Here is an 8851-nt window from a genome sequence, read left to right on the forward strand (position 1 = left end):
AAGTTTGTTTCCGCACCACGACAAGATGCCGTCTCTCGACAACTTCCAGGCGAGCACTATGAGCATCGTTTCGGCTTCTGATCGGCGGAAGATTCAGGCTTTTTCGTGATGCAGCGACCAGCTTACGCGATATTTGGCCGGCGTCACGATCATGTTTGGAAACAGACGTTAATCGTTGCCGGCAGTGCGGTCGATGCGGATCACGAACAGCATCGCCGGCCGGACCGCATCCAGGCGCAGTTCCGGCGCTTGCGCCCCGAGCAACAGCGCATCGAGCGGCCCCAATTGCATGGGCGCCGCGCCGGCCACGCTGAGTTCGCCGTCGACGCACAGAATAAGTGTTTCATCGGCCTCGGCCTGGATCTCCGTCGGAGCCGAAATCAGCAGGCGCCTTACCGTGTGGGTCGCCCGGGCGCGGCGGGTCATGACGTTGAGGTCGATGATCGGGCCGGCGATCAGCGTAGCTTGCGTCGGCACGTCGGCCGGAAAGGCAAGCGGGTCGGAAGCCTTGGTGATTTCGACCGGCGGCCGGCCGGCGATATCGAGGACCATGCCCTCGCCTTCCAGCAAGGCCAAGGTCCGGTCGACGCCGGCGAAGCCGGAGAACGGGCCGCTGCCCTCGACGCGGGCCATCGAGACGCGCCAGTCGAAATCGTCGAGCCCGGCACCTGGCGGCGACACGACAATCTCCGTCGTGACCCCGCCGCCGTTCTTCCACGGCATCGACCGGTATTCGGCTGCCCGAAGGATGCGCAAGGCGCGGCTCAGTCCAAAATGCCGGGCAGGTTGAGCTGGTTCTCCCTGGCGCACTCGATCGCGATGTCATAGCCGGCATCGGCGTGGCGCATGACGCCGGTCGCCGGGTCGTTCCACAGAACCCGCTCCAGGCGCTTCGCCGCCTCGCGCGTGCCATCGGCGACGATGACCATGCCGGCATGCTGCGAAAAGCCCATGCCGACGCCGCCGCCATGGTGCAGCGACACCCAGGTGGCGCCGGACGCGGTGTTGAGCAGGGCGTTGAGCAGCGGCCAGTCGGAGACGGCATCCGAGCCGTCCTTCATTGCCTCCGTCTCGCGGTTCGGCGAGGCGACCGAGCCGGAATCGAGGTGATCGCGGCCGATGACCACCGGTGCCTTCAGTTCGCCCCTGGCGACCATCTCGTTGAAGGCGAGGCCGAGCCGATGGCGATCGCCGAGCCCAACCCAGCAAATGCGCGCCGGCAGGCCCTGGAAGGCGATGCGCTCGCGCGCCATGTCGAGCCAATTGTGCAGATGGGTGTTGCCGGGCGTGAGTTCGCGCACTTTGGCGTCGGTCTTGTAGATATCCGCGGGGTCGCCGGAAAGTGCCGCCCAGCGGAACGGGCCGATGCCGCGGCAAAACAGCGGACGGATATAGGCCGGCACGAAACCTGGGAAGGCAAAAGCATTCTCGAAGCCCTCCTCCTTCGCCACCTGGCGGATGTTGTTGCCGTAATCGAGCGTCGGCACGCCGGCGTTCCAGAACGCCACCATCGCCTCGACGTGCTCGCGCATCGACGCGCGGGCAGCTCTTTCGACGGCCTTCGGGTCGCTGCTGCGCTTCTCGCGCCACTCGGCCAGCGACCAGCCCTTGGGCAGATAGCCGTTGAGCGGGTCATGCGCCGAGGTCTGGTCGGTGACGATGTCGGGGCGCACGCCGCGCCGCACCAGTTCCGGCAGGATGTCGGCGGTGTTGCCGACGAGGCCGACCGATTTCGCCTCACCGGCTTTGGTCCAGCGCTCGATCTTTTCCAGAGCCTCGTCGAGCGTGTCGGCGCGTTCGTCGACGTAGCGGGTGCGCAGCCGGAAATCGATGCGGTCGGGATCGCATTCGACGGCCAGGCAGCAGGCGCCGGCCATGACCGCGGCGAGCGGCTGGGCACCGCCCATGCCGCCAAGGCCGCCGGTCAGTATCCACTTGCCCCTGAGATTGCCGCCATAGTGCTGGCGGCCGGCCTCGACGAAGGTCTCATAGGTGCCCTGCACGATGCCTTGCGTGCCGATGTAGATCCACGAGCCGGCCGTCATCTGGCCGTACATCATCAGGCCCTTTCTATCGAGCTCGTTGAATTTCTCCCATGTCGCCCAGTGCGGCACCAGGTTGGAATTGGCGATCAGCACGCGCGGTGCATCGGGATGGGTGCGGAACACGCCGACCGGCTTACCGGATTGCACCAAAAGCGTCTCGTCGTCGCCAAGCGTCTTCAGCGAGGCAACGATGCGGTCGAAATCGTTCCAGGTGCGCGCCGCCCGGCCGATGCCGCCATAAACGACCAGTTCATTGGGGTTCTCGGCAACATCGGGATCGAGATTGTTCATCAGCATGCGCAACGGCGCTTCCGTCAGCCAGGTGCGGGCGTTGAGCTCGCTGCCGCGCGGGCTGCGCACTTCACGGATGTTGTGGCGAGGATCGGTCATGATTGTCCCTTTCGAATGAAGCGCGCCGCGCGTCAGCGCTCGGCCCAGGCGATCGCGGTTTCCAGGATCTTTCTCAGCGTGACGCGGATTGGCGCCGCGAATTCGGCATCGTAAGGCACCGGCCAATTGCCGGGCATGCCCTTGCCTTCGGGCTCGCGCAGATAGCCGCGGTTGGACAGCTCCATCTGCAGCGCGTGGACGCCGTTTTGCGGCTGGCCGAAATGGCGCGTGATCCAGCCGCCCTTGAAGCGGCCATTGACGACGAAGCTCTCGCCGGTTTCGCCCAGAATCTGCCTGACTTTCTCCTGCAGCGTCGGATCGGCGCTCTTGCCGTCGTTGGTGCCGAGATTGAAGACCGGTAATTTGCCTTCGAATAGGCGCGGCAGCACCGAACGGATCGAATGGCAGTCATAGACGACGATCTTCCCATGCAAAGCGTGCAGCCTGTCGATCTCGGCCTGCAGCGCGGCATGATAAGGCACGAAGAACTTCTCGCGGCGCTCGTCGATCTCCGACGGTCCCGGCTCTTCACCTTTGCGGTAGAGTGGATCGCCGTCAAATGTCTCGGTCGGACAGAGCCCAGTCGTCGTCTGGCCGGGATAGAGCGAGGCGCCGGACGGATCGCGGTTGACGTCGATGACGGTGCGCGAAATCGCCGTATGCACAACGGCCGCGCCGAGGTCTTCTGCGAAGTCATAAAGCTTGTCGATCCACCAGTCGGCGTCACGGCGGCCGAGCCAGGGCGAGATTAGCCGGCTGTCGAGGCCGGCGAGATCGATGCCGGTATGCGGGATCGAAACCAGCAAGGGTGCCGTGCCTTGGGTGACGGTGAGCCAGGAGGGCGAGGTCATCGGAAGTCTCCGCGTGACAGAACGCAACTCTGCGACCGTCTTTGAACACCGATCTCGCTTTTTGCTGGTTGCGACGTATTTTGTTCTTGCTTTGTGCCGGCAGCTATGCTAATAATTTGGCTATGGTGCTGATTCAGCCCGACGACCCGCCCTTGAGGCGGGTTTTTTGTTTCTGACTTTGAAAGTTTCGGTGTTGCCGGGCTGAGGTTGGCGGGACAGCGCCCCCCTCTGTCCTGCCGGACATCTCCCCCTCCAGGGGGGAGATTGGCTATCATCTCTACTTTCGCCAATCTCGTAGGATGCAGAAAGGGCGCAGTCCCCGAAGCTGCCAATCTCCCCCCTGGAGGGGGAGATGTCCGGCAGGACAGAGGGGGGCGCGACGGAACACGACCCATCGCGGCGTAACGCGGCGATAACAGTCTCATGACGCAATCCCCGGCAGTTTCACCGCGCTTGCCGCTTCCACCGCCGCGCCGCTGCGTACCATGGCGATGGCCTTCTCCATGTCCGGGTGGAAGTGCCGGTCGTTGTCGAGATGCGGCACCTCTGCCCTGACCAGCCGGCGCACCGCCTCCAGTGCCGCGCTCGAGGCCAGAGGCGCATGGAAATCGCAGCCCTGTGCGGCGGCCAGCAATTCGATGCCGATGACGGCCGTCGCATTCTCGACCATGCCGATGAGCCGGCGCGCCCCATGCGCCGCCATCGAGACATGGTCTTCCTGGTTGGCCGAGGTCGGGATCGAATCGACGCTGGCCGGATAGGCTTTTTGCTTGTTTTCAGAAACCAGTGCCGCGGCCGTGACCTGAGGGATCATGAAACCGGAATTCAAACCCGGCTTGGGCGTGAGAAAGGCCGGCATGCCCGACAGCGCCGGGTCGACCAGCATGGCGATGCGCCGCTCCGACAGCGAGCCGATTTCGCAGACGGCGAGCGCGATCATGTCGGCGGCGAAGGCCACCGGCTCGGCGTGGAAATTGCCACCCGAAAGCGCGGAGTCGTCCTCGGCAAAGATCAGCGGATTGTCGGTGACGCCGTTGGCCTCGGTGGCGAGCGTGTCCGCAGCCTTGCGGAGCACGTCGAGTGCAGCGCCCATCACCTGCGGCTGGCAGCGCAGGCAATACGGATCCTGCACGCGCTCGTCGCCGACGCGGTGCGATTCACGGATGGCGCTGCCGGCCATCAAATTGCGCAACGCCTCGGCCGTCTCGATCTGGCCGCGATGTTTCCGGAGCAGATGGATGCGTGGATCGAACGGAGCGTCGGAGCCTTTGGCGGCATCGGTCGACAGCGCGCCGGCGACCAGTGCCGACTGGTAGAGCACCTCCGCTTCGAACAAAGCGGCAAGCGCATACGCGGTCGAGAACTGGGTGCCGTTGAGCAGCGCCAGGCCTTCCTTGGCGCCCAGTATCACCGGCTCCAGGCCGTGCGAAACGAAGGCGACCTTGGCGGGAAAGCGGCCATGCGGGGTAAAGCACTCGCCGACACCGATCATCACCGCGGTCATGTGCGACAGCGGCGCAAGGTCGCCGGAAGCGCCAACTGAGCCTTGCGCCGGCACCACGGGGATCACGTCGTTGGCCAGCATCGCCTCGAGCAGTTCGATGGTCCGCGGCCGCACGCCGGAGGCGCCCTGTGCCAGGCTGGCCAGCTTCAGCGCCATCATCAGCCGGCAAATTGCGACGGGCATCGGCTCGCCGACGCCGGCGGCATGCGACAATACGATGTTTCGCTGCAGCGTTTCCAGGTCGGCGGCGGGGATGCGAACACTGGCCAGCTTGCCGAAGCCGGTGTTGATGCCATAGACCGGCTCGCCTTTGGCAACGATCCTGGCGACAGCCTCGGCGCTGGCCTTGATCTTCGGCCGGCAGGCATCGTCGAGCCTCAGTGCGGCGCCGCGATAGATGGCGCGCCAATCGGTCAGCGTGGCATTGCCTGGCCTTAGCTTGAGTTCGGTCATTGTCCCCTCCAGATGCGGGCATGCAGCGGGTTGAAGCCCATGCGGTAGACGAGTTCGGCCGGGCGTTCGACGTCCCAGATCGCCAGATCGGCGGATTTTCCGGCCTCCAGCGTACCGGTCTGTCCAAGCAGCCCGAGCGCGCGGGCAGCCTCGCGCGTGACGCCGGCAAGGCATTCATCGACCGTCAGGCCGAACAACGTCGCCGCCATGTTCATCGTCAGCAGCAGCGAGGTCAGCGGCGACGTGCCGGGATTGTTATCGGTGGCAACGGCCATCCTGACGCCATGCTGGCGAAACAGGGCGATTGGCGGCTTCTTGGTCTCGCGGATGAAATAGTAGGCGCCGGGCAGGATGGTCGCCACGGATCCTGCCTTCGCCATCGCCGCCGCACCGGCCTCGTCGGTGTATTCGAGGTGGTCGGCCGACAGCGCACCATAGCGCGCAGCAAGTTCCGCGCCGTGCAGATTGGACAGCTGGTCCGCATGGAGCTTGACCGGCAGGCCCGCCGCCTTCGCGGCATCGAACACGCGGGCGATCTGCTCCGGCCAAAATGCAATGCCTTCGCAAAAACCGTCGACGGCATCGGCCAGGCCCTCGGCAGCGATGGCCGGCAAAATCTCGTTGGCGACAAGATCGATGAAGGCATCCTTGTCGCCTTTTGCTTCGGGCGGCAGCGCATGGGCGCCGAGGAAAGTGGTCCTGACCGTCACCGGCCGCTCACCGCCCAGCCGTCGCGCGGCGCGCAGCGACTTCCTCTCGTTTTCGAGGTCGAGACCGTAGCCGGATTTGATCTCGACGGTGGTGACACCTTCGGCGATCAGCGCATCGAGGCGCGGCAGCGACTGGGCGACCAGCTCGTCCTCGCTGGCCGCGCGCAGTGCCTTGACCGAGGAAACGATGCCGCCGCCGGCCTTGGCAACCTCTTCATAGGTGGCGCCGGCCAACCGCATCTCGAATTCATTGGCACGGTTGCCGGCGTGGACCAGATGAGTGTGGCAGTCGATCAGGCCGGGCGTAATCCAGCGGCCTTCGCAGTCGGTCGCCTCGGCGCCCTCGCGGAGTGCTGCCGGCATGTCGGCTTCCGACCCGGCATAAACGATCCTGCCATCGCGCACGGCGATCGCACCGTGCTCTACGACGCCTAACCCGGTGCTGCTTTCGGCCATGGTCGCGAGGCGCGCATTGCGCCACAGGCGAACCTCCCCTGCCCGGCTTTTGCTCTCTGCAGCCATCATCTTTTCCGTTTCAATCGGTGACGATTATGTATATACATATCAAAAGGCACTGCAAGCGTTATCATCGCATGGCAGACCGGGATTTGGAGAAAAACGTGACGGCAATCTTCGCGGAACACGCACTTCTGCCCGACGGCTGGCACAGCAATGTGCGGATCGTCATCTCCGACGGCAGGATCGCCGCGGTCGAGGCGAATACCTCGCTCCTGCCTGGCGACGAGCGCCAGGCCATCCTTCTATCCGGCATGCCGAACCTGCACAGCCACGCCTTCCAGCGCGGCATGGCCGGCCTTGCCGAATTGCGCGGGCCTTCCGCCGACAGTTTCTGGAGCTGGCGCGAGGTGATGTACCGTTTCGCGCTTTCGATGACGCCGGACCAGGTCGAGGCGGTCGCGGCCCAGCTCTATGTCGAGATGCTGGAGGCCGGGTTCTCGCGTGTCGGCGAGTTTCACTATTTACACCACGACCGCGACGGCCGGCCCTATGCCAACATCGCCGAGATGGCGGAACGCATCATTGCCGCAGCGTCCGAGACGGGCATCGGGCTGACGCTGCTGCCGGTGTTCTACGCGCATTCCTCTTTCGGCGGCGCTGCGCCAAATGATGGCCAGCGGCGGTTCATCAACAATGTGAACCAGTTCTCGCGGCTTGTTGAGAAATGCCGCGAATCCGTTCGCAGCTTGAATCAAGGCGTTGTCGGCGTCGCCCCGCACAGCCTGCGTGCCGTGACACCGGAGGAACTGGAAAACATCACGGTGATGGCGCCGGAGGGGCCGATCCACATCCACATCGCCGAGCAGATGAAGGAGGTCGAGGACTGCCTTGCCTGGTCCGGGGCGCGGCCGGTCGAGTGGCTGCTTGCCAATGCCAAGGTCGACCGGAGCTGGTGCCTGATCCACGCCACCCACATGACCGACACAGAGACGGTGCAAATGGCGAAAAGCTGCGCCGTTGCCGGCCTTTGTCCGATCACCGAGGCCAATCTCGGCGACGGCACCTTTGCCGCGTCCTTGTTCATGCAGCATGGCGGCCGCTTTGGCATCGGCTCGGATTCAAACGTCCTGATCGGCCTGCCTGACGAGTTGCGGCAGCTCGAATATTCGCAGCGCCTCGCCCACCGCGCCCGCAACGTGCTGGCCGTCGCCGGCGGCTCGACCGGCCGTGCTTTGTTCGACGCAGCGCTCGATGGTGGCAGTGCCGCGCTGGGCGCCGGCCCCTCGCAGATCGCAGCAGGTGCCCCGGCCGATTTCGTCTCGCTCGACGGCAAGCATCCATCGCTGGCCGGCAAGACGGGCGATGCAATCCTTGACGCCTGGATTTTTGCCAACGGCACCAAGATCGATTGCGTCTGGGTGCATGGCAGGAAACTGGTCAGCGGCGGTATGCATGCCAGGCGCGATGCTATCGCCGAGCGGTTCCGCAAGGTGATGACGGCGCTTTCGGCATGAGCATGATCGCGACAACAAGCGCGGATTCTGGAAGCGCGGACGGCGGCGAGGTTCTTTCGCTGCACCAGCGCATCCTGTCGGACATCAGCGAACGGATCCTGTCGGGTGCCTGGGCGCCCGGCCACCGCATTCCGTTCGAGCATGAACTGACGGCCGAATACAATTGTTCGCGCATGACAGTGAACAAGGCGCTGTCGCAACTGGCCAAGGCCGGGCTGATCGAGCGCCGGCGTCGTTCGGGCAGCTTTGTCCGCCGGCCGCAATCGCAGGCGGCCGTTCTCGAAATCCACGACATCCGGATCGAGGTCGAGGCACTTGGCCTACCCTACCGCTATGAGCGCATGGCGCGAAGCAGAAGGCGCAGCAACACCGACGACCGCGCCCTGCTTGAACTCGACGTCGCCGGACCAGTGCTGGCGCTGGAATGCCTGCATTTCGCCGGCAAGCGGCCGTTTGCCCACGAGCAGCGGCTGATCAACCTGGCTGCCGTGCCGGAGGCCGCCGAAGAGGCGTTTCTCGAGACCGCGCCCGGTCCGTGGCTGATCGGGCGCGTGCCGTGGAGTGCCGCCGAGCATCGCATCCGCGCGGTTGCCGCCGAAAAGCACATCGCGGCGGCGCTCGACATCGAGACCGGCGCGCCGTGCCTGGTGATCGAGCGGCGGACATGGAGCGCCGAGCACCCCGTCACCCATGTCCGGTTCACCTATGCGGCAGAGAACCACACGCTGGTGGCGCGGTTCACGCCGTCGCAGGGGTGAGCTCCTAACCCTCCCCCTTGAGGGGAGGGTCGCGGAGCAAATTGCCGCGCGGCGGCATTTTGTGACGCGGGGTGGGGTCGGAGCCACCACCCCCGCCCCACCCCCTCACGCCCCATTACAATAATAACAAATACGGGCCCCCGAGCAGGGAGACGATGGCGGTTAGG

The 8851-nt window shown here is 65.0% G+C and carries 7 protein-coding genes; 2 read left to right on the forward strand and 5 right to left on the reverse strand.

Annotated elements, in window-relative coordinates:
• Positions 1–168: 168 nt before the first annotated feature.
• The 5 genes from NKH83_RS18025 to hutI form a co-directional block, all read right to left on the reverse strand.
• A complete protein-coding gene (locus NKH83_RS18025; protein WP_352480596.1) occupies positions 169–756 on the reverse strand; it encodes a HutD/Ves family protein in 588 nt (195 codons plus the stop codon).
• A gap of 8 nt (positions 757–764) precedes the next feature.
• Entirely contained in the window at positions 765–2435 is a 1671-nt protein-coding gene (hutU, locus tag NKH83_RS18030; protein WP_352480595.1) for a urocanate hydratase, read from the reverse strand.
• A 32-nt stretch (positions 2436–2467) separates the two neighbouring features.
• Positions 2468–3286 carry an N-formylglutamate deformylase gene (gene hutG / locus NKH83_RS18035; RefSeq protein WP_352480594.1) on the reverse strand — a complete coding sequence of 273 codons (819 nt, stop codon included), beginning with the start codon at positions 3284–3286 and terminating at the stop codon, positions 2468–2470.
• A gap of 421 nt (positions 3287–3707) precedes the next feature.
• Complete coding sequence (hutH, locus tag NKH83_RS18040; protein WP_352479967.1) at positions 3708–5243, reverse strand: histidine ammonia-lyase; 1536 nt, start codon at positions 5241–5243, stop codon at positions 3708–3710.
• Positions 5240–6475, reverse strand: coding sequence for an imidazolonepropionase (gene hutI / locus NKH83_RS18045; RefSeq protein ID WP_352479966.1), 1236 nt, complete (start codon positions 6473–6475; stop codon positions 5240–5242). Before hutI ends, hutH begins: the two co-directional genes overlap by 4 nt.
• Before the next feature lie 98 nt (positions 6476–6573).
• Between hutI and NKH83_RS18050 the strand changes: the two genes are divergently transcribed.
• Entirely contained in the window at positions 6574–7926 is a 1353-nt protein-coding gene (locus NKH83_RS18050; RefSeq protein WP_352806177.1) for a formimidoylglutamate deiminase, read from the forward strand.
• Positions 7923–8684, forward strand: a complete 762-nt coding sequence (gene hutC, locus NKH83_RS18055; RefSeq protein WP_352806181.1) for a histidine utilization transcriptional repressor HutC — start codon at positions 7923–7925, stop codon at positions 8682–8684. Before NKH83_RS18050 ends, hutC begins: the two co-directional genes overlap by 4 nt.
• The last annotated feature ends 167 nt before the right edge of the window (positions 8685–8851 follow it).

The sequence above is a fragment of the Mesorhizobium sp. M0909 genome (assembly GCF_040319515.1).
Classification (GTDB): Bacteria; Pseudomonadota; Alphaproteobacteria; order Rhizobiales; family Rhizobiaceae; genus Mesorhizobium.